Raw genomic sequence first — 21,875 nt, 5'->3', positions numbered from 1 at the left:
TGTTGCGAAAAATTATATGCCGACACGCCTGCCGGCGGCGGGGTGTCCGTGCGGCGCGTGTGGAAATATTTGACAGCCCGATCGGCGTGCCCGGCGCCCGGAAACCCTACGGAAAATAAAGCGGGAAAAAGTGCCGAGTCGAATAAGAAATATCGGTCGTTATTTCCGGGCGCAATTTCCGCGAACGGCATTGGCCCGCACGATGAATTAGAGCGGAATGTGTCGTGCGGGTGGCGGACCCCGGTGCGAATCGCATTCATCAATTCAATGTCCCCGTACTTAAGATTCTATTTATTCGAGCTTAAAAATACTTTCATATTCGAGTCGAGCGCCGCGCCGACGTGTATGAATGTAAATATCGTCTGCCCGGGAAAAGATTTTGTCCGCCCGGGAAAAGATTTGATCCGATGAATCCCGTCACACTAGGCCCGACACGGCTGGAATCGGTTTTTCTGACAAACCGGGCTCCCCGCGAAATCCATTTGCCGCACTGCCCAGTCTGAATGCGCATATGTTCAATGTGACATTGCGCACTGACAATCCCGGAATCCGGGAACCGGGGCGGCGGCGAGTGCCGGCACGAGGGCAGTGCGAGCTTCGTCGTCCTTCGAAAGTATCGATATACAAGCGAAAGGAAGGATTTCGAGGCTGCTGAGAGTTTGACATACAAGGCGACAACAAATAGTCAAAGAAAGTCAGTTGATTAATGCGATGTAGGGTCGTCCGGCCAGTCATCGGTATTTCCGGAAATCCGGACTTGCGGATGTGTGCCTGGATGGAAAGGGGTGAGTGAATTCGTGTCGACCGCCGGACAATGCGATTCCATGGCCGGCGGTCGCGCGCAAAGCGCTCTCGAATCAGGCGGCACGAAAAAACATGAACATTAAAAGCGTGGCAGATCAAAGCACCGGATCGCTGGACCCGGTGTCGGCTGTCAGCGTCCCCGCTCCCGCGACGCATGCATTAGTTCCGGGGTGCGTGCGGCGTCAGCCGCCTCCCGAATGAAACAGGACCGTCGGCCTGCGGTTCGAGCCGACGCGCGTCCGTGTGGCGTCTGAACGACGCATCCCCATGAAATTCGAAGTCGCCGCCGATGCGGTGCGATGGCGCTCGCGTGCGCGTTTCCGCAGCGGGCCGCGCAACGTGCTCACACGACGCCGGCGACGTCGGCTTCCATGATTCGATCCGATCCGGTTGTCGCCGCGAGTCGCGCCTGACCGCCCCGCGCGGTGTGCGACCGCGTGATCGCGGCGTGAATTGCGCGTGTCGTGCAGAGCTGTACGGATTTTCAGTTAGTCGTACGAAGTGAGTAAGCAAGCGTGGCGACACGGGCGATCAAGGAGACGGAGTTTTCGCCCGTCCGCGTGCGCTGTCGCGTCATCCAGCACATGTAAACCGAGGGAAAACAAGATGAACAAGTCGTTCAAGTCGATCTGGAACGAAGCGCTGGGCGCCTGGGTTGCGGCGTCCGAGCTCGATCGTGCGCGCGGCAAGCGCGTGGCATCGTCGCGAAGTGCTTCAGCGCATGCAGCCGACGCGCCTGCAGTCGCGCCCATCGCAACGCCGGCAGCGCTATCGCCCCGGCGATTCGTCGTGACGATGGCCGCCGCGTACCTCGGGCTCTTTCATGCCGGCGCCCACGCGCAGTACTCGGCGGGCGGGGGTTCGGCCACCGGCGGCGCGAGTTCGATCGCGGTCGGCAACGGTTCGATCGCGACGCAGGTGAATTCCACCGCGTTCGGCAACCTGGCCACGGCGACGGGCGTGTCGGCCACGGCCCTCGGCCCGGGTGCGCACGCGATCGCGGACGCTTCGACCGCGATCGGCATCAACTCGCAGGCGACGGGCGTCAATAGCGTTGCAATGGGCGTGCAGGCAATCGGATCAGGCGGATATTCGGTGGCCCTCGGCAATCAGACGCAGGCGACGCAGTCCGGAACGGTGGCGATCGGCAGCGGTGCGACGGCGACCGGCGTCTCCGCAATCGGCCTCGGAAACAATGCAACGGCCTCCGGTCAATATGCGGCCGCACTCGGTCTCGGTGCGTTCGGAACCGGCGCGCAAAGCGTCGCGCTCGGCTATGCATCGCACGCGACCGACACGGGCAGCGTCGCGCTGGGCAACCAGTCAACGAGTTCGGGCGCTGCCGGCGTCGCCGTGGGTAGCGGCGCACTGGCTTCCGGGAATTCGGCTGTCGCGATGGGCGTGAACAGCGGCGCGAAGGGCGGGTCGTCGATCGCCATCGGTTGGGGCGGCACCGCCGGCGTGCCCGGCTCGGGCACGCAGTCGCTCGGCACCAGTTCGATCGCGATGGGCTCCGGCACCACGGCGGGCGCGGACAATGCGCAGGCGTATGGGCTGAACGCCAACGCGGCGGGCCTCAGTTCGATTGCGATGGGCGTTCAGTCGACCGCGACGCAACAGTTCGGCGTCGCAATCGGCAACCTCGCGCGCTCGACTGGCATTTCGGCCACGGCGCTCGGCGCCGGCGCGACGGCGTCCGCATTGAACGCGACGTCGATCGGTATCAATAGCGTGGCCGCGGCTGGATCGACCGTTGCGATCGGCGACAGCAACTCGATCGCCGCGACCGCGGGCGCGGGCTCGATCGCCGGCGGCAACTTGTCGAAGGTGCTGGGCGGTACCGGCGCCGTCGCGCTCGGCTTCGGCCAGACCGTGAGCGGCGACGGCGCGGTCGCAATCGGCGACCCGAGCAGCGCGATCGGCACCGGCGCGGTCACGACGGGTTCGAACAACACCGCGAACGGCAACGGCGCGGTCGCGATCGGCAATTCGAACAATGCGCAGGGTACGGGTTCGCTCGCGCTCGGCAATACGTCGACCGCCGCTGCGGCAGGTGCAGTCGCGTTCGGCGCGTCGGCCATCGCGAATAACGCAAACGACGTTGCCCTCGGCTCCGGCTCGGTGACGGCCGCGCCGAATCCGACCGCGACCGGCACGATCGGCGGCGTCACGTACAGCTTCAACGGCATCAATCCGACCAGCGTCGTCAGCGTGGGGAGCGTTGGCGCCGAACGTCAGATCACCAACGTTGCCGCCGGGCGGATCAGTCCGTCGAGCACGGACGCGATCAACGGCTCGCAGCTCGATGCGACAAACCAGGCGGTGACGTCGCTGTCGACGTCGACGCTGTCGAGCATCACGTCGCTGTCCACGTCCACGTCGACCGGTATCGGTTCGTTGTCGACGGGCTTGAGTTCGACGAACAGTACGGTCGCGTCGCTGTCGACGTCGACGTCGACGGCCGTCGGTTCGTTGTCCACCGGCCTGAGCTCGACCAACAGCACGATCTCTTCGTTGTCCACGTCGACGTCGACGGTCGTCGGTTCGTTGTCCACCGGTTTGAGTTCAACCAACAGCACGATCCAGTCGCTGTCGACTTCGACCTCCACCGGAATCAGCTCGCTGTCCACGTCGACGTCGACGGCCGTCGGTTCGTTGTCCACCGGCCTGAGCTCGACCAGCAGCAGCCTGACGTCGCTGTCGACGGCAACGTCCACCGGCATCAGTTCGTTGTCGACGGGCCTGAGCTCGATCACGAACAACAACACGAACCTCGGCAACAGCACGGCCGGCGCGATCGGCGGCGGCGCCACCTACGATCCGACCACCGGCACGATCTCCGCGCCGTCGTACGTGACGTACAACAGCGACGGCTCCACCACGATCAACAACAACGTCGGCTCCGCGATCGACAACATCAACGCGAACGGCATCAAGTATTTCCACGCGAATTCGACCGCGCCGGACAGCCAGGCGCTCGGCCTCGACAGCGTCGCGATCGGACCGAACGCGATCTCCCGCGTGGACGGCAGCATCGCGCTCGGCGCGGGCTCGGTCGCCGATCGCGCGGTGGCGCCGTCGTCGGGCATCATCCGCAACGGCAGCGCGTCGATTCCGTTCGATACGACCGACCAGACGCTGCTCGGCGCGGTGTCGCTCGGCGACGCGACGAGCAAGACGTATCGCCAGATCACCAACGTCGCCGACGGCACCGGACAGCACGATGCGGTGACAGTGCGGCAGCTGACCGGCGCATTGCAGTCGTTCGCGGTCACGAGCCAGAAGTACTTCCACGCGAATTCGACGGCGGGCGATTCGCTGGCGGTCGGCGCGGAATCGATTGCGGTCGGGCCGACCACGGTCGTCAACGGCGACAACGGCGTGGGGATCGGCAACGGCGCGATCGTCGACCAGACCGCGCCTGGCGGTGTCGCGATCGGCCAGGCGGCGAGCTCCGCGCAGGCCGATGCGATCGCGCTCGGCAGCGGTGCGACGGCGACCGGCGCGCAGTCGGTGGCGCAGGGTGCGAACGCGGTCGCGGTGAGCGTGGGCAGCGTCGCGCTCGGCTCGGGTGCGCGCAGCAGCGCGACCGATGCACTGGCACTCGGCGCCGGCGCATCCGCGACGTTCGCGAACAGCGTGGCGCTCGGCGCGGGGTCGCTGACCACGGTCGGCGCGCTGACGAATTACGTTGCCTACGGCTTGAGCAGCCCGCAGTCGTCGGCCGGCGAAGTGAACGTCGGCAATCGCCAGATCACGGGTCTCGCCGCCGGCAAGAACGGCACGGATGCGGTGAACGTGTCGCAGCTCGATTCGATTGCGAACCAGCTGACGACGCTGATCGATCAACGCACGACCAACCTCGGCGGCCAGTACACGACGAACCCGCCTGGCGGCAACGTGCCGCCGGGGGCGAGCGGTTCGAACTCGTCGGCGGGCGGCTCGGGGGCGGTCGCATCGGGCTCGAACAGCACGGCGGTCGGCAATAGCGCGACGGCGTCGGGCAACGGTTCGACGGCGATCGGCGTCGGCTCGACCGCGTCGGGCAACAACTCGACGGCGATCGGCGCGGGCAGCAACGACGGCGGCCGCTCGAACGTCGTCGCGGTCGGCTCGGCGGATTCGCCGCGGCAGGTCGTGAACGTCGCGGCCGGCACGCAGGGTACCGACGCGGTGAACGTGAACCAGCTGAATGCCGTATCGAACCAGTTCACGCAGTCGCTGAACACCGTCAACAACCAGATCTCGCAGATGCAGCAGCAGATCCAGCAAACCGATTCGATGGCGCGCGAAGGTATCGCCGCGACGGCCGCGCTGGCATCGATTCCGCACATGGACCGCGATTCGAATTTCGCGATGGGGCTCGGCACCGCGTCGTTCCAGGGCCAGAAGGCCATGGCGGTGGGCGTGCAGGCGCGCATCACGGAAAACCTGAAGGCGACGCTGAACGGCGGTTTCGCCGGCAGCCAGCGCGTCGTCGGCGCGGGCATGCTGTATCAGTGGAAGTGATCGCGTGCGGCGGTTCGTTCCGGCACGTTCGGCCGGAGCGGACCGCGCCGACCGCAAACGCACGCGTGCGGTCGCGCCATCGAGCCGCGCGCGCTGCGCCCATCGCATTCTCGGAGTAAACAAGTGAAAAACATCCATCTTGCATTGCTGGCCTCCGTCGTTTCCCTCGCCGCGTGTTCGAGCGCGTCGGGGCCTACGTTCAACGCATACGAACTGCAGCCGCGCGACGGCATTCGCACCTTCCGCGTCGATTGCCACGGGATCCTGTCGAGCGTCAACACCTGCATGAAGGTCGCGACGCGGATGTGCGGCAACGAGCCCGTGCGTCGCATCGATTCGACCACGCCTTACCGCGACGGCGCCGATCCGCACTCGCTCGTGTTCCAGTGCGGCGCGGCACCCGCGCCGGCTGCCGCGACCGGTGCGCCCGCGGCTGCTCCGGTCGAAAAAGCGAGCCTGACCGGGGACGCGTATTTCGCGACCGATTCCGCGGTGCTGACGCCGGCGGCCACCGCCGCGCTCGACAGGCTGCTGAACCAGCAGGGCGACAGGCACTTCGCGCGCGTGGAAGTGGACGGCTATACCGACGCAACCGGCTCGGAAGCGCACAACCAGGCGCTGTCGAAGCGCCGGGCCGATGCGGTCGCCGCGTACTTGCGCGAACACGGGCTGAAGGCCGATGCGTTCGCCGCGACCGGGCATGGCGAAGCGAATCCGGCTGCGTCGAACGACACGGCGGAGGGGCGCGCGCGGAATCGTCGGGTGGAGATTTCGCTGCAGAAGTAGGTCGCAGGTTGCCTGCCTGAGCGTGCCGTGGAGCGACGCAACGCGGCGCGCGTGCTGTCCGTGGAAAACTGTATGAATATACAGTATAGTATCCGTCGAACGCGTGCGGCCCGGGCATGACCCGGGCCGCACGCGCGCCGCTCCTGCGGGCATCCGCCGCAGCGTTCCGGCACCGTGAATTCCGGCTAACTCCATTCAGACGGGCAGGCAAATTGTCATCCAGCAATCTGATCCGCATTCGCGGAGCACGTCAGCACAACCTCAAGAACCTCGATCTCGACCTGCGCACCGGCGAAATGACGGTCGTGACCGGCCCGTCGGGCTCAGGCAAGTCGAGCCTCGTGTTCGACACGCTGTATGCGGAAGGCCAGCGGCGCTACGTCGAGACGTTCAGCGCGTACGCGCGGCAGTTCCTCGACCGGATGGATCGCCCGCAGGTCGAGCGTGTCGACGGCGTGCCGCCCGCGATCGCAATCGACCAGACCAACCCGGTCCGCAGCTCGCGGTCGACGGTCGGCACGATGACCGAGCTCAACGATCACCTGAAGCTGCTGTACGCGCGCGCGGCCGAACTGTTCGACCGCAAGACCGCGCGGCAGGTGCGGCATGACACGCCGGAAACGATCTACGCGGAACTCGTCGAGCGCACGCGTGCCGACGATCCGCGCGTCGTCGTCACGTTCCCGGTCGAGTTGCCGGAAAGCGCGTCGGAAGAAGAGGTCGCGCAGTGGCTGTCCGCGAGCGGCTACACGCGCGTGCAGGCGCAGCGCGAAGTCGCGTCGCCGACCGGCCCGCGCAAGCTGCTCGACGTGGTCGCCGACCGCTTCCGCGTGCAGCAGGCCGACAAGGTGCGGGTGGTCGACGCGATCGAAGCGTCGCTGAAGCGCGGCGGCGGCCGCGTGAACGTGTACGTGCTGGCTCCGGAAGCCGCGAACGCGGTGGCCGGGCCGCAGGTGTGGCGCTTCTCCACCGGCCTGCACGATCCCGACAGCGACCTGCGTTATGCGGAACCGCAGGCGGCGCTGTTCTCGTTCAACTCCGCGTATGGCGCATGCGAGACCTGCCGCGGCTTCGGCCGCGTGATCGGCGTCGATCTCGGCCTCGTGATTCCTGACGCGCGCAAGACGCTGCGCGGCGGCGCGATCAAGCCGATGCAGACGCCCGCGTGGAAGGAATGCCAGGACGACCTGATGCGCTATGCGGCGAAGGCCGACATTCGCCGCGACACGCCGTGGTCCGATCTGACGGATGCGGAGCGCGACTGGGTGATCAACGGCTCGCCGGACTGGAACGGCAAGTGGCAAAGCCAGTGGTACGGCGTGAAACGCTTCTTCGGTTATCTCGAATCGAAAGCGTACAAGATGCATATTCGTGTGCTGCTGTCGAAGTACCGCAGCTATACGCCGTGCGACGTATGCGGCGGCGCGCGCCTGAAGACGGAATCGCTGCAGTGGCGTCTCGGCTCGAAGGCGAACGCCGACGCGGTGCTCGCGCCGGCCGATCGCTTCATGCCGCGCGGGGTCGACTGGACGCGCGCGCAGCTCGAAGCGCTGCCGGGCTTGACGGTGCACGACCTGATGCTGCTGCCGATCGGGCGCATCCGCCGCTTCTTCGACGAGATCACGCTGCCGAGCGCGCTGCTCGACGATGCGCTGAAGCTGCTGCTTGCCGAAGTGCGCACGCGGCTGAAGTACCTGTGCGACGTCGGGCTCGGCTATCTGACGCTCGACCGGCAAAGCCGCACGCTGTCGGGCGGCGAGGTGCAGCGGATCAACCTGACGACCGCGCTCGGCACGTCGCTGACCAAGACGCTTTTCGTGCTCGACGAACCGAGCATCGGACTGCATCCGCGCGACCTCACGCGGATCGTCGACGCGATGCAGCGGCTGCGCGATGCGGGCAATACGCTGGTCGTCGTCGAGCACGATCCGTCGGTGATGCTCGCGGCCGACCGCCTGATCGACATGGGCCCCGGCCCCGGCGAGCGCGGGGGCACGATCGTGTACGACGGCACGCCGGCCGACATCCGGTCCGCGCGCACGCTGACAGGCGAGTATCTCGGCGGCCGCAAGCACGTCGCGCATGCGTCGAACTGGGAACGCCGCCCGGTGGACGCGAACACGCCGCGCATCGTGCTCGAGGGCGCGACCGAGCACAACCTGCGCGACGTGACGGTCGAGATTCCGCTGCAGCGGCTCGTGTGCGTGACGGGCGTGTCGGGTTCCGGCAAGTCGACGCTGCTGCAGGACGTGCTGTATCCGGCGATGGCGCGCCACCACGGCAAGGCGACCGAGTCGCCGGGGGCGTTCCGCAATCTGATCGGCGCGGACCAGGTCGGCGACGTCGTGTTCGTCGACCAGTCGCCGATCGGCAAGACCACGCGTTCGAACCCGGCCAGCTACGTCGGCGCGTTCGACGAGATCCGCAAGCTGTTCGCGAAGGCGCCGCTCGCGCTGCAACGCGGCTACGGCGCGGGCACGTTCAGCTTCAACTCGGGCGACGGCCGTTGCCCGACGTGCGGCGGCTCCGGCTTCGAGCACATCGAGATGCAGTTCCTGAGCGACGTCTACCTGCGTTGCCCCGATTGCGACGGCAGCCGCTATCGCGCCGAGATTCTCGAAGTGCGCATCGAGCGCGACGGCCGCGCACTGAATATCGCCGACGTGCTCGATCTGACCGTCAGCGAAGCGGCGGCGTTCTTTGCGACGGATGCCGAGGTGCTGCGCGTGCTGCAGCCGATCGTCGACGTCGGCCTCGAATACGTGAAGCTCGGGCAGCCGGTGCCGACGTTGTCCGGCGGCGAAGCGCAGCGGCTGAAGCTGGCAGGCTTCCTCGCCGAATCGGCGGCCGCCGCCGGCGGGCGGCGGGTCGTCAGCGAAGAGGCACGGATCGCGCGCGCGAAGCTGTTCATGTTCGACGAGCCGACCACCGGGCTGCACTTCGACGACATCGCGAAGCTGATGCAGGCGTTCGGCAAGCTGCTCGCGGCCGGCCATTCGCTGATCGTGATCGAGCACAACCTCGACGTGATACGCGCGGCCGACTGGCTGATCGATCTCGGTCCGGAAGGCGGCGACGGCGGCGGCCGCGTACTCTGCGCGGGCACGCCCGACGACGTGAAGGCGTGCGCGGAATCGCATACGGGTGTCGCGCTGCTGCAGTACGACCGCGCGATGGACGGCGAAACTGCGCTCGCCGACGAAGGCGTGCCGCTGCAGGCCGTGCTGAGCGCCGCGCGCGAGCGCCGCGCGATCGAGGGCGAGGACGTCGTGCGGATCGTCAATGCACGCGAGCACAACCTGAAGGCGCTCGACGTCGACATCCCGCACGGCAAGTTCAACGTGATTACCGGCGTGTCGGGTTCCGGCAAGTCGACGCTCGCATTCGACATCCTGTTCCACGAAGGCCAGCGCCGCTATCTCGAATCGCTGAACGCATATGCGCGGTCGATCGTGCAGCCGGCCGGGCGGCCGGAAGTGGACGCCGTGTACGGCATTCCGCCGACCGTCGCGATCGAGCAGCGGCTGTCGCGCGGCGGCCGCAAGAGCACGGTCGCGACCACGTCCGAGGTGTGGCACTTCCTGCGGTTGCTGTACGTGAAGCTCGGGCTCCAGCATTGCATTCACGACGGCACGCCGGTCACGTCGCAAACCGTCGAATCGATCGCCGCGCAACTGCTGCGCGATCATCGCGGCGAACACGTGGGCTTTCTCGCACCGCTCGTCGTGAACCGCAAGGGCGTCTACACCGATCTCGCGAAGTGGGCGAAAGCGCGCGGCAGCACGCATCTGCGGGTGGACGGCGAGTTCGTCCCCGTCGATCCGTGGCCGAAGCTCGACCGCTTCCGCGAACATACGATCGAGCTGCCGGTCGCCGATATCGTCGTGTCGCCGGACAACGAGGCCGAGCTGCGGCGCCTGCTCGACGAAACGCTGGAGCTCGGCAAGGGTGTGGTGCACCTGCTCGCGCCGCTCGACGGGCTGCACCACGCGATGCAGAACGATCATTCGACCGCGTGCGTCGGCGAGGTCAAGGTGTTGTCGGTCAAGCGCGCGTGCCCGGTGTGCGGCACGAGCTACCCGGAACTCGATCCGCGGATGTTCTCGTACAACAGCAAGCACGGCTGGTGCACGACCTGCGTCGGCACCGGCGTCACGCTCACGCGCGAACAGCGCGCCGCTTACGACGACACGCTACTCGCCGGCGACGATCGCGGCCGCGAGCAAACCTTGCCGTCGGACGAGCAGGAACCGGAAGGCGTCGGCAACGAGCCGTGCCCGGATTGCGGCGGCACGCGCCTGAACCCGTCCGCGCGTGCGGTCACGTTCGATGCGCATCCGATCGTCGAGGTCGCGCAGTGGACGGTGTCCGACACGCGCCGCTGGATCGATGCGCTCGAATTGACCGGCCGCGACGCGCAGATCGCGCGCGACATCGTCAGCGAGATCGGCAGCCGCCTCGCGTTTCTCGAGGAAGTCGGGCTCGGCTATCTGAGCCTCGATCGCGCGGCGCCGAGCCTGTCGGGCGGCGAAGCGCAGCGGATCCGGCTCGCCGCGCAGCTCGGCAGCAACCTGCAGGGCGTGTGCTACGTGCTCGACGAGCCGACGATCGGCCTGCATCCGCGCGACAACCAGATTCTGCTCGACGCGCTGCGCAAGCTCGGCGACAAGGGCAACACGCTCGTCGTCGTCGAGCACGACGAGGACACGATTCGCCGCGCCGACCACATCATCGACGTCGGCCCGGGCGCCGGCAAGCGCGGCGGCACGCTGGTCGCCGAGGGTGCGGTCGCCGACCTGGCAGCGCAGCCGGATTCGGTCACGGGCCGGTTGCTTGCGCACCCGATGACGCACCCGCTGCAACCGCGCCGCGCGGTGAGCGTGGCCGGCAAAAAGGGCGCAGCGGCGGTGCCGGACGGCTGGCTTACGGTCCATCGCGCGACGCTGCACAACCTGCGCGACGTCACCGTCGGCATTCCGCTCGCGCGGCTCGTCGCAGTGACGGGCGTCAGCGGGTCGGGCAAGTCGACGCTCGCGCGCGACGTGCTGATGACGAACCTGCTCGACGCGGTCGGCCGTTCGGTGCTGTCGTCGCCGGCCACGCGCCGCGCGCGCAAGGCCGCGCAGCAGGACGCGCCTGCCACGAACCGGCGTTCGAGCGTGCTCGCGCGCAGCGTGCCGCGGCCGTCGCTCGACGTCACGCATGGATGGCAGGGTTGCGAATCGCTGAGCGGCTGGGAGCAGATCGACCGCGTGCTCGAAGTCGACCAGACGCCGATCGGCAAGACGCCGCGGTCGTGTCCGGCCACGTACATCGGCGTGTGGGACACGATCCGCAAGCTGTTCGCCGATACGCTCGAAGCGCGGGCGCGCGGCTATAGCGCGTCGCGTTTCTCGTTCAACACCGGCGACGGGCGATGCCCGGCGTGTGAAGGCCAAGGCGTGCGCACGATCGGAATGAGCTTCCTGCCCGATGTGAAGGTGCCGTGCGACGTGTGCCACGGACAGCGCTTCAATCCGGAAACGCTCGCGGTTACGTGGCGCGGCCGGAACATCGGCGACGTGCTGACGATGGAAATCGACGAAGCGGTGGAGTTCTTTGCGCCGATTTCGAACATCGCGCATCCGCTGCAGCTGATGAAGGACGTCGGTCTCGGCTATCTGACGCTCGGTCAGCCGTCGCCGACGCTGTCCGGCGGCGAGGCGCAGCGGATCAAGCTCGTCACCGAGCTGACGAAGGTGCGCGACGACATCACGCGGCGCGGGCAGAAGGCGCCGCACACGCTGTACGTGCTCGACGAGCCGACGGTTGGCCTGCACATGGCCGACGTCGCGAAGCTGATCCGCGTGCTGCACCGGCTGGTGGACGGCGGTCATAGCGTCGTCGTGATCGAGCACGATCTCGACGTGATCGCGGAAGCCGACTGGATCATCGATCTCGGTCCGGAAGGCGGCGTGGGCGGCGGCACGATCGTCGCGGCGGCGCCGCCGGAAGGGCTCGTGCAGGTGAAGGCGAGCCATACCGGGCAGGCGCTGAAGCCGGTGCTGGCACGAACGGCGAGCGCAGACGTCGAGGCGGAGCGGCAGGGCGCGGCGCGGGTCGGCTGAACGCGGGCGCGTGCCGTGCAGCGAGCGGTGTACGGCATGCGGCCCCGATGTCGGATCAGCCCGGTTCGGGCATCGGGGCCGCGCATCGTGCGTCGCTCATGTCGCGGCCGCTCATTCCCCCTTCACGCCGATCGTCTCGATGATGGTCTCCAGTTGCGGGCTCATCGGCAGATTGAGGCTCACACCCGATGGAAGCGGGCGCAGGAACCAGCGCTTGTATTGACGCGCGATTTCGCCGTCGAGGGCCAGCTCCTGGAACGTGCTTTTCACGACCTGCGCGAGCTGCGGATCATCCTTGCGAAACATGATTCCGTACGGGTCGTAGGACAGAAAGTCGCCCACGACGTCGTACTGTCCGCCCTTGCCCGCATTCTCTGCGATCAGCCCATACAGCAGCACGTCGTCCGTCGCGAACGCGTCGGCGCCGCCGTTCGCGACGAGCGCGAAGCCCTGCGCATGGTCGGGCACCACCTGCAGCTGGATTCCAAGCCGGAATCGCTCGTCCAGATCGCGCAGCGCCTTCTCGTTGGTCGTACCGGCGGTCACCGCGACTTTCCGGCCCGCGAGATCGCGGAACGAGCGGATCGGCGCGCCGCGTTTCACCATCACCTTCGTGCCGGCCACGAAGATGATCGGCGAGAACGCCACGCGCTTCTGGCGCTCGAGGTTGCTCGTCGTGGAGCCGCATTCCAGATCGACCTTGCCGCTGACCACCGCGTCGATGCGGTTGTCTGACGTGACCGGCACCCAGCGGATCGTCAGGCTCCGGTTGATCGCGTCCTCGATAGACGCCACGAGCGCCTTGCACAGCTCGATCGAATAGCCGATCGGCTCGTTGCGCGCGTTCAGATACGAGAACGGGATCGACGCGTCGCGATAGCCGAGTGCGATCGTGCCGCTGCCGCGCACCTTCGCAAGCGTGCCGGTCAGTTGCGCCGGCGCGAACGGCTCGACGCGCGGCAGCGTCGATGGCGCATCTTCCGCGCGCGCGGTCGCGCCGATGGCAAGCAGGCCCGCGAGCGCGAGCGCACGCCAGAATCGCTGCATCTTCATCGCCGGGCCTCCGTCAGACTTCGGTCGGATGTGCGATCGTCGCTTCCTGTTCGGCTTCGATGCGCGCCGCGTTGGCCTCGGCTTCCGCTTCGGACATAAGCTGGCCTTCCCACTTCGCGACGACCGCGCTGGCAATCGAGTTGCCGACCGCGTTGGTGGCCGAGCGTCCCATGTCGAGGAACGTATCGACGCCGAGAATCAGCAGCAGCCCGGCTTCGGGCAGCCCGAACTGGTGCAGCGTGGCCGCGATAACGACGAGCGAGGCGCGCGGCACGCCGGCCATCCCCTTCGATGTCAGCATCAGCACGAGCAGCATCGTGATCTGCGTGCCCAGCGACAGATGGATGTTGTACGCCTGCGCGATGAACAGCGACGCGAACGTGCAGTACATCATCGAGCCGTCGAGGTTGAACGAATAACCCATCGGCATTACGAAGCTGGAGATTTTGCGTCGCACGCCGAACCGGTCGAGCGCGTCGAGAATCTTCGGATACGCGGCTTCGGAGCTGGCCGTCGCGAACGACAGCATGAACGCTTCCTTGATCAGCACCAGCAGCTTGAACACTCTGCGCCCGAGGAACGCGAACCCGGCACAGACGAGCAATGCCCAGAGCAGGAACAGGCTCACGTAGAAGTCGCCCATGAACACCGCGAACTTCAGCAGCACCGACAACCCATTGACCGCGACGGTCGCGGCCATCGCCGCCATCACCGCGAGCGGCGCAAGCTTCATCACGTAGCCGGTGATCTTCAGCATCACGTGCGACAGCTGGTCGATCGCGGCGATCAGGATCTTGCCGCGGTCGCCCAGCGCGGCGAGCGCCACGCCGAAGAACATCGAGAACACGACGATCTGCAGGATTTCGTTATTCGCCATCGCCTCGGCGAACGACTTCGGCACCATGTGGCCGACGAAGTCCTTCAGCGTGAACTTCGACGTCGCAAGGTTCGCCGATGCGCCGATGTCCGGCAGCGGCAGGCCGAGATTGTCGCCGGGCCGCAGCAGGTTCGCCATCAGCAGCCCGAGCAGCAGCGAGACCAGCGACGCGGTGACGAACCAGCCGAACGCTTTCACGAACACGCGCCCGACCGAAGCCGCGTCGCCCATGTGCGCGATGCCGACGACGAGCGTCGAGAACACGAGCGGCCCGATCACCATCTTGATCAGCCGCAGGAACACGTCGGACACGAGCGAGATGTACCCGGCGATTTCGGCGGCGGCCTTCTTGTCGGGAAAGCTCGTGAAGATCATGTAGCCGATCACGATGCCTGCCACCATCGCGATCAGGATCCAGACGGCTGCTGCATTCTTTTTCCGCATCGTGAGCCTCCCATGCACCGGTTTCGCCATCGGGGATGGAAGGACGATACAGGACCAGAATGGCGATGAACAGTGCAACCGGGGCCGGGTTTGCGCTAGCGCCGGGGCGACGCCGATCGGGCGACGGCGAATGCGAGGGTGGCGCTTCGGGCCCGGCATCGGCGCAACCCGATACCGGTTTGTGCGGAGCAGCACGCCGGCTGTTCGACTGCTGGCGAGTCGACTGTGCGCGTCACGTCGGCGCCGCCTGAGTCCCGTAAAGCGCACGCGCAGCCCCGGGCGCCTGGCGTCGCCCGATTACCGCAGGTACGGTCGCATCGCTGGAGCCAGCGATACCGATGCCGGAGCAACGACAGCCGCAGTCGCATGCTCGCGTGGCACGCGAACCGCACCTCATCGCAATGGCAGCCAGAGCGGGCCGTCCCACCCTTTGAGCGCATCCAGGAACGCCTTCAGCTTCGACGGCATGAACCGCCGTGTCGGATAAACGGCATGAACGAATATTTCCGGCGAGGACCAGGCCGGCAGCACGCGCACGAGTTTTCCCGTCGCGATATGCGGGTCGCAATAGTTCGACGGAAGCAGCGCGATGCCGTGCCCACGAAGCGCAAATGCACTGACGACGTGAAAGTCGCGCGCGGCCACCGGCCCCGTCAGATGCACCTTCACCGATTTCCGGCCGTTGACGAGATGCCACTCCGTCTCGTTGTTGCGCGCGTTCATCATCACGCACGCATGTCGCGCGAGATCGTCGGGCCGCGACGGCAGCGCGTGCGCTCGCGCGTATTCCGGCGACGCGACCAGATACCGGACGCTCCGGCCGATCCGTTGCGCGACGAGGCTCGAGTCCTGCAAGTCACCGAAGCGGATCGCGACGTCGATGTTTTCGGCGATCAGGTCGAGAAACGCGTTCGTGAAGTAGAGATCCACATGGATGTGCGGATAGGCGCTCAGAAACGACGACAGGAAATCGTAAAACGGTTCCTGCTCGAGCATCACCGGGCCGGAGATGCGAAGCAGGCCTTCGGGCTTCTTCTGCGTTTCGGTGATCACGCGCTCCGCGTCGTAGAGGTGAGTCAGCGGCTCGCTGCACGCGTCGAAATACGCGCGGCCCTGCGCGGTCAGGCTCAGCTTCCGGGTGGTCCGCTGCAGCAGCGTCGCGCCCAGACGCTCCTCGAGCGCCGTCACTTTGCGGCTGACCGTCGAGACCGGCATTCCAAGGGCATGCGCCGCCCGGCTGAAGCTTCCCAATTCCACTACCCGGACAAAGACGGCGATGTCGTTCAGATTGGCCAGTTCGCTCTTGTGGGATTTTTGCATGGATGGAAAAGTCATTTCAGACATTCCAGTCTAATCAAAAATCGCGCCGAGGACGACACTTCTCTCCACGCAGTCCCACAACCCCAAGGAGAGCAATCATGGCTAACAAAGTCGTCGTCATTACCGGTGCTTCCAGCGGAATCGGTGAAGCCACCGCCAAGCGCCTCGCGTCAAACGGCGCCACTGTCGCGCTGGCCGCACGCAGGCTGGAAAATCTCGAACGCATCGCGACGGAAATCCGGGAAAAGGGCGGTAATGTATCCGTCCATCAGGTCGACGTGACAGACCAGGCGCAGGTCAATCGCCTCGTCGCCGATGTCGTGTCGCAACACGGGCGCCTCGACGTAATGGTGAACAACGCCGGACTGATGGCGATCGCGCCGTTGTCGTTGCGCAAGACCGACGAATGGGATCGGATGATCGACATCAACATCAAGGGTCTCCTGTACGGCGTCGCGGCCGCGTTGCCGGTTTTCGAAAATCAGGAATCCGGCCATTTCGTCAATATCGCGTCGGTCGTCGGGCTGAAGGTCTTCAGCCCCGGCGGTACCGTGTATTCGGGCACGAAGTTCGCGGTCCGGGCCATTTCGGAAGGCTTGCGTCACGAAGTCGGCGGCAAGATCCGCACGACCGTGATTTCACCGGGAGCGATCGACACGGAGCTGAAGTTCGGCTCGGGGCACGACGAGAGCCGCGACTTCGTCGTCGATTTCTACAAGATGGCGATTCCGGCCGATGCCATCGCGCAGGCTATCGCGTATGCGATCGAGCAGCCGCCTTCGGTCGACGTCAACGAGATCGTGATTCGTCCCACCGTGCAGGATTTCTGAGGTTGCGCATGTCGTCCATCCTTTCCCGACATGCGGGTCACCATGGCAACTGCTGAACCGCTGTTGCGGATTGGCCGTGCACGCGCGATGCCCGGCGCGCGTGCCGGCCAACCCGGATCGGACATGCATGAATCCATGTTGACGATCGATGTCACCGTCAAGGATTTCCACCGCGCGGGGCAGGCGGGCCCGCTGGATAAGGGCGTTCCTGCCACTAACCGGGGCCATCGCTGGCGGCGGCGAGAAGCGGCACGATCAGGTCGCTGATCGGCGTCGGAATGCCGTGAATTCGTCCGTATCGCTGCACGACTCCATTTCGGCAATCCCATTCGAGCGGGCGATTGCCCTGCCGATCGGCGAGAATCGACGTCCCCAAATCTGGCGGGAAACGATGGAACGCGTCGACGATCTCGCGGGGCACTTCATCGCCGAGCTTCGCACCTTCCGCGCGGGCGACCTCGAGACATTCCCGCAGGTACGCAAGCGCCAGTTCGGTGATGTCGCTTCGCGAGAACATGCCGGCGCGGCGGCCGGTCAGCACCATGAGGCCCGCCACCGCGTTCTGCAACAGCTTGCGCCACGCGAGCGAGATGAAATCTTCCGCAACCTCGACCGAGCATCGCGTGCCCCGCAACGCCGAGATCACCGCGTTGCTCGCCGGCGTGTCGGGCAGAGTGACGCGCGGTTCGCCGCGCAACCACACCGACGCGTCCGCTTCGCGTTGCGCGGGAAACCAGACCACCGATGGCACCACCGCAGCGCCGACCGAATACGGCGCGAACGCGGCTGCTTGCTCGACGCCGTTTTGCAGCACGCAGACGACGGAGTTCGCATCGCATAGCGCGGGGAGCCACGACGCCGCGCTCGCGACCTGCGTCGATTTGACTGCCACGAATACAACGTCGAACCGCTCGTCGATCGCTTGCGGATCTGTCAGCACGGGCCCGGGCACGACGATCTCGCCGCCGTCGAAGCGCAACGTCAGCCGCTCGTGCGCCGAGCGGCCGCAGATCGCCGGCGTGCGGCCGGCTTCATGAAGCGCCGCGGCAATGGTCGTGCCGATTGCACCCGGCCCGACGATGGCGACGCTGCGGTAGTCATCCTCTGTCATGGTGTTCATCCTGTCCGTTGGTCCGCCAGATGCGGGCGCAGTGCGAACGCAAGCGGAAAAATCGCGAGGGCGGTCAATGCGGTCGCATACGTCGCGGCATGCACGCCGATCCGGTCGCCCAGCAAGCCGTAGAGAACAGGCGATAACGCACCGGATGCGATCGTTCCCGTATAGAAAATCGCGAACGCGCGCTCGGTGCGATCGGGCGCGGACATCTCCGGAACGGTTCCGTACAGCACCGAGGACGTGCCGTTGAGCATCATGCCGAGGATCGGCAGCAGCACCATCGTCAGCGGCAGCGGCAGATACATCACCGCGACGATGCATGCGGCCGTGCCGCCCTCCGTGAGCAGCACCGTCTTCACCACCCCCATGCGCGCGCCCAGCCAGCCGCAAACGAACTTGCCGGCCGCACCGCCAATGAACACCAGCGCGAGAGCCGTTCCGACCAATTGAGGCGACACGCCCTTCGCACCGAGCAGGAAGGGCAGAAACGTAAGCAGCCCCATGCGTACCGCCGTATCGAGCACGCCGATCGAAAACAGCGCGGGAAATCCGCTCGTGCCGGTGCGCTTGCGTGCAGTGGTCGCGTGCTCGGCGCTGGTCGTCTTCGCGGGGCCGCGCGGCACCGCGGGAAACCGGAGCGCGATGATCGCAGCCACGACGCAGCCCCATCCGGCGACGATCCATAGCGCATGACGCCACGGCATCATCGTCGCGAACAGCGAGATGGCGGCCGGCAGCAAGGATTTGCCGAGGTCGCCGGAAAAATTGTAGATGCTCAGCGGGCCCCGTGCGTCGCGGCCATAGGTGCGCGAGATCGCGCCCGAAGCGATCGGATGCTGCGTGCTCGACCCTGCGCCCGAAATCGCCAGCGCGACGCACAAACCGAGCAGCCCGCCCGACAGGCCGGCGAGCGCATAGCCGAGCGCGGCGAGCAGCGTGCCGGCGGCGAGCGGCGCGCGGCTGCCGAGACGTTGTGCGACACGCCCCGCAGGCAACTGCAGCGCCGCCATCGTGCCGGCATACACGCCGCGCAGAATCGCCAACGCAGCGAAGTCGAGGCCGAACTCCGACTGCCATACGGGTAGCAGCGCGTAAATCATGTCCGTGTAGCCGTCGTGGATCGCGTGCGCGACGCAGGACAACCACAGTACGCGCGGTCGTGACGACGTGGTGTCCGGTGTCGCGGAAGGGGAAAAAACCGGCAAGCTCATCGTCGTTCTCTCCGCACGAGTTGCTGACGTAAGCCGCTCGTGGTTTGGTTTTCAGGCTGGGACGGTCAATTCTATGGCCGACGTGGCGGCCACTTCAATTGAGCTAAAATCGCGTCAACAGAGAGAAAAAGTCACGTCATGAACGAAAGCCCCGATGCGAAGAACCGGGACCAGCTCCCTCCGCTGAACGCATTGCGCGCTTTCGATGCGGTTGCGAGGCACGGCAGCTTCGCTGGCGCGGCGGCGGAATTGCACGTGACGCATTGGGCCGTCGGAAAACAGATCAGATTGCTGGAGAACTGGTTCGGCCTGCCGTTGTTCGACCGTCGTCCGCGCGGTGTCGTGCTGACCGACGAAGGCGCCGCATTGCTGAACGACGTCAGCCACGCGTTCGAGCGCCTCGGCAGCGCAGCGGTGCGGCTGCGCCACAACACGGCTACGCACCGGATCTCGGGCATCGTGCGCGTGAACGTGCCGATGAGCTTCGCGCTGTGCTGGCTGCTGCCGCGCCTCGCCGATTTCCATTCGCAATACCCGGACATCGACGTGAGGGTGTCGACGACGTCGCGCAAGCTGCGCTATGTCGCCGACGCTTTCGATATCGGGGTTCGGTCCGGCCCGGAGCAAGGGGCTGGTATCGAATCGCGCCCGCTGATGCCCGACTTGCGCGTGCCTGCCTGCAATCCCGTATTGCTGCGCAAGCAGCCGATACAGACGGCGGCCGACTTGCGCCATCACACGCTGCTGCATTCGGCCACGACGCGCTCCGCGTGGACACACTGGTTGAAGGAAGCGGGCGCCGCCGATCTGCGGCCGGCGCGCGACGTCGAATTCGATCACGTGAATCTTCAGCTGGGTGCTGCGATCGAAGGCCTCGGCGTGGCGCTGGCGTCGTTGCCGCTGATCGGCCGCGACCTGGCGGAGGGGCGGCTCGTATGTCCGCTCGCGTCGCCGGTCTGGCGTGCCGACGATTACATGTTGGTGACGAACGCCGATCGCGCCGACGATGCCGCAGTGTCCGTGTTCGCCCGGTGGATCGAACGCGCGGCGAGCCAGGAGGCCGGGCACGCGCCGGCATGAATCCACGCGCCACCGCTCGAGTGCGCAGCGGATCGCCTGTTTGCGGCCACGGCGACAGACGTTCAACCGCACTGGTCCGCAGCGTCCGCAAACCCGCCCGCCCCGCCTAAGCGAAATACGGTTGCAGCACGCGCTCGATCCAGTCCATGAACGCCCGCACGCGCGGCGACAGATTGCGCCGATGGGCGACGACGAGTGACGCCGCGAGCGGCTCCGGGCGCAGCGCCGGCAGCACCTCGACCAGCGCACCGCTTTCGATGTGACTCGCGATCCCCGAATATCCGGCCTGGATCAACCCGAGACCGGCAAGCCCGGCCGCATGATAGGTCTGCACGTTGTTGACCTGCATCGCGCTCGGCAACGCGAGCGTCGCATAGCCGTCGCCGGTCGGATATTCCCAGCCGGGATGCCGCGCGCCGAGTGTCAGCGTGTAGTGAACCATCCGGTGGCCGTGGGCGAGCAGATCGTCGAGCGTATGCGGCACGCCATACCGCGCCAGATACCCGGGGCTCGCCGCATTGATCATCCGCAGCCGGCCCAGCGGCCGCGCAATCAGTGTCTCGTCCACGATCGGCCCCAGACGGATCACGCAATCGAACCCTTCCTGCACGAGATCGACACGCCGATCGGTGCTCGACAACTCCAGTTCCAGCTCCGGATGCGCGGCCATCAGTTGCGGCAGCGCGGGCACCACGACGCTGCGTGCGAGCTCGGTCGGCATGTCGACGCGCAGTCGTCCGCGCACGCGCGTGCCGTCGCCGGAGAACATCGATTGCAGTTCCTGCACCTCGGCCAGCAGATCGCGAGCACGTGAATAGAACGCGCGGCCGTCTTCGGTCAACTGCACGCTGCGCGTCGTCCGGTGCAACAGCGCGGCGCCGACGTCGCGCTCGAGGGTGCGGACCACCATCGACACACGGCCTTTCTGGATGCCGAGGCTTTCGGCCGCCCGCGTGAAGCTCGACATTTCGGCGACTCGGGCAAAGATCAACAGCGCGTCGAGATTTTGCATTGTTCACTCGAAGAGTAACAGTACGTTCAATCGATCATCATTTATAACTCAGTTGCGGCTCGGTAGAGTGCCTTTCGATGTCGTCGCCCGACGACAACCTGAGCGAAAGGACGCAACCATGACGCAACACACCTCGCCGGCCAAAACGGCCGTCGTCTATCACTCCGGCTATGGGCATACCGCACGAATGGCCGCGGCGGTCGCCGAAGGCGCCGGCGCCGCGCTCGTCGCGATCGACGCCGACGGCAACATTGCGGACAACGCATGGGACACGCTCGCGAGCGCGGACGCGATCGTGTTCGGCTCGCCGACGTACATGGGCGGCCCGAGCTGGCAGTTCAAGAAATTCGCAGACGCGTCGTCGAAGGCGTGGTTCGAAGGCGCGTGGCGCAACAAGATCTTCGGCGGCTTCACGAACAGCGCGAGCATCAACGGCGACAAGCTGAACACGCTCGAGTACTTCGTGCTGCTGGCCGGGCAGCACGGCGGCATCTGGGTGAGCATGGACATCAAGCCGGCGAACCTGAAGGCGTCGCTGCGTGACGACCTGAACCGCATGGGCTCCTATATCGCGCCGATGGCGCAGACGCCGGCCGATGCGTCGCCTGACGAGATGTCGCCGGGCGACCTCGAGACCGCCCGCCGCTATGGCGCACGCGTCGCGATGATCGCCGGACAGTTTCGCGCAGCGCAAGCCCGGCTCGGCTGAAATCCCGCGCATTCGG

General features: G+C 66.3%; 12 protein-coding genes. 6 read left to right on the top strand and 6 right to left on the bottom strand.

Annotation, left to right across the window (positions count from 1 at the left end; all coding sequences use genetic code 11):
* Window positions 1–1,410: 1,410 nt before the first annotated feature.
* From KDW55_RS29630 to uvrA, 3 genes are all read left to right on the top strand, one after another.
* A complete protein-coding gene (locus tag KDW55_RS29630) occupies window positions 1,411–5,313 on the top strand; it encodes a YadA-like family protein (protein WP_069242344.1) in 3,903 nt (1,300 codons plus the stop codon).
* 123 nt (window positions 5,314–5,436) lie between these two features.
* Window positions 5,437–6,099: an OmpA family protein gene (locus KDW55_RS11085; protein WP_212161484.1), complete on the top strand. Its 663-nt coding sequence runs from the start codon at window positions 5,437–5,439 to the stop codon at window positions 6,097–6,099.
* 212 nt (window positions 6,100–6,311) lie between these two features.
* A complete protein-coding gene (uvrA, locus tag KDW55_RS11080) occupies window positions 6,312–12,206 on the top strand; it encodes an excinuclease ABC subunit UvrA (RefSeq protein WP_212161485.1) in 5,895 nt (1,964 codons plus the stop codon).
* Window positions 12,207–12,317: 111 nt separating this feature from the next.
* Here the strand turns inward: uvrA and KDW55_RS11075 are convergent, their stop codons facing one another.
* The 3 genes from KDW55_RS11075 to KDW55_RS11065 form a co-directional block, all read right to left on the bottom strand.
* On the bottom strand, window positions 12,318–13,259 hold the full coding sequence (locus KDW55_RS11075) for an amino acid ABC transporter substrate-binding protein (protein ID WP_212161486.1): 942 nt from the start codon (window positions 13,257–13,259) through the stop codon (window positions 12,318–12,320).
* 13 nt (window positions 13,260–13,272) lie between these two features.
* On the bottom strand, window positions 13,273–14,580 hold the full coding sequence (locus KDW55_RS11070) for a dicarboxylate/amino acid:cation symporter (protein WP_038572330.1): 1,308 nt from the start codon (window positions 14,578–14,580) through the stop codon (window positions 13,273–13,275).
* A 393-nt stretch (window positions 14,581–14,973) separates the two neighbouring features.
* Window positions 14,974–15,900, bottom strand: coding sequence for a LysR family transcriptional regulator (locus KDW55_RS11065; RefSeq protein WP_083253043.1), 927 nt, complete (start codon window positions 15,898–15,900; stop codon window positions 14,974–14,976).
* A 98-nt stretch (window positions 15,901–15,998) separates the two neighbouring features.
* On the opposite strand from KDW55_RS11065, the gene KDW55_RS11060 reads away from it, so the two are divergent.
* Complete coding sequence (locus KDW55_RS11060; protein WP_069242348.1) at window positions 15,999–16,730, top strand: SDR family oxidoreductase; 732 nt, start codon at window positions 15,999–16,001, stop codon at window positions 16,728–16,730.
* Window positions 16,731–16,944: 214 nt separating this feature from the next.
* Here KDW55_RS11060 and KDW55_RS11055 read toward each other — a convergent pair whose 3' ends face one another.
* Together KDW55_RS11055 and KDW55_RS11050 are read right to left on the bottom strand one after the other, a co-directional pair.
* Complete coding sequence (locus KDW55_RS11055; RefSeq protein ID WP_212161487.1) at window positions 16,945–17,841, bottom strand: oxidoreductase; 897 nt, start codon at window positions 17,839–17,841, stop codon at window positions 16,945–16,947.
* 5 nt (window positions 17,842–17,846) lie between these two features.
* Window positions 17,847–19,058: an MFS transporter gene (locus KDW55_RS11050; RefSeq protein ID WP_038571732.1), complete on the bottom strand. Its 1,212-nt coding sequence runs from the start codon at window positions 19,056–19,058 to the stop codon at window positions 17,847–17,849.
* Window positions 19,059–19,196: 138 nt separating this feature from the next.
* Between KDW55_RS11050 and gcvA the strand changes: the two genes are divergently transcribed.
* On the top strand, window positions 19,197–20,138 hold the full coding sequence (gcvA, locus tag KDW55_RS11045) for a transcriptional regulator GcvA (RefSeq protein ID WP_059545610.1): 942 nt from the start codon (window positions 19,197–19,199) through the stop codon (window positions 20,136–20,138).
* A 106-nt stretch (window positions 20,139–20,244) separates the two neighbouring features.
* On the opposite strand, the gene KDW55_RS11040 is transcribed toward gcvA, so the two are convergent.
* On the bottom strand, window positions 20,245–21,150 hold the full coding sequence (locus tag KDW55_RS11040; RefSeq protein WP_059545608.1) for a LysR family transcriptional regulator: 906 nt from the start codon (window positions 21,148–21,150) through the stop codon (window positions 20,245–20,247).
* Between the two features lie 118 nt (window positions 21,151–21,268).
* Between KDW55_RS11040 and KDW55_RS11035 the strand changes: the two genes are divergently transcribed.
* On the top strand, window positions 21,269–21,859 hold the full coding sequence (locus KDW55_RS11035; RefSeq protein ID WP_212161489.1) for a flavodoxin family protein: 591 nt from the start codon (window positions 21,269–21,271) through the stop codon (window positions 21,857–21,859).
* The last annotated feature ends 16 nt before the right edge of the window (window positions 21,860–21,875 follow it).

The sequence above is a fragment of the Burkholderia sp. AU19243 genome (assembly GCF_018148075.1).
Classification (GTDB): domain Bacteria; phylum Pseudomonadota; class Gammaproteobacteria; order Burkholderiales; family Burkholderiaceae; genus Burkholderia; species Burkholderia latens_A.
The sequence above is the reverse complement of the archived record's forward strand: the minus strand, read 5'-3'. Positions and strand labels throughout refer to the sequence as shown.